We start from the raw sequence: 533 nt of genomic DNA, 5'->3' as shown, positions 1-533 counted from the left end.
TGTCCGCGCTGTCAGCGCCGGGCGTCCTTGGACTGGTGCGAGCAACAACGCGCGGCACTGCTGCCGGTGACCTACCACCATCTGGTCTTCACCTTGCCCGCCACCCTCAACGGCTGGGTCGAGGTCCATCCCAAGGCGCTCTATGACCTGCTGTTCGAGAGCGTCTGGGCGACCCTCTCCGCCTTCGGCGCAGATGCCAAGCGCTTGGACGGACAGCTCGGCATGACCGCGGTGCTGCATACTTGGGGGCAGACGTTGACGCGGCATGTGCATCTGCACTGCCTGGTGCCCGGCGGCGCGGTCTCGGCCTCGGGGGAGTGGCACCCGGCGAAGAGCACCTATCTCTTTCCCGTCCGCGCGCTGTCGCGGCATGTGCGCGGCGGCTTCGTCAGCCGCCTGCGCCGGGCCATTGAAGCAGGACACCTGCCGCGGCTGACGGACCCCCAAGCGATCGACCGGGTGCTCGACAGCCTGATGGGCACCGAGTGGGTGGTCTACTCCAAGCCCTGCCTGGTGCACACCGAGACGGTCGT

1 protein-coding gene is annotated in these 533 nt (G+C 68.1%); it reads left to right on the top strand.

The features are described 5' to 3' along the window. The coding region (locus G3446_RS27260; protein ID WP_164456759.1) for an IS91 family transposase at positions 1 to 533 on the top strand (533 nt) is incomplete at both ends.

Source organism: Thiorhodococcus minor (genome assembly GCF_010820565.1).
In the GTDB taxonomy this organism is placed as follows: Bacteria; Pseudomonadota; Gammaproteobacteria; order Chromatiales; family Chromatiaceae; genus Thiorhodococcus; species Thiorhodococcus minor.
The sequence above is the reverse complement of the archived record's forward strand: the minus strand, read 5'-3'. Positions and strand labels throughout refer to the sequence as shown.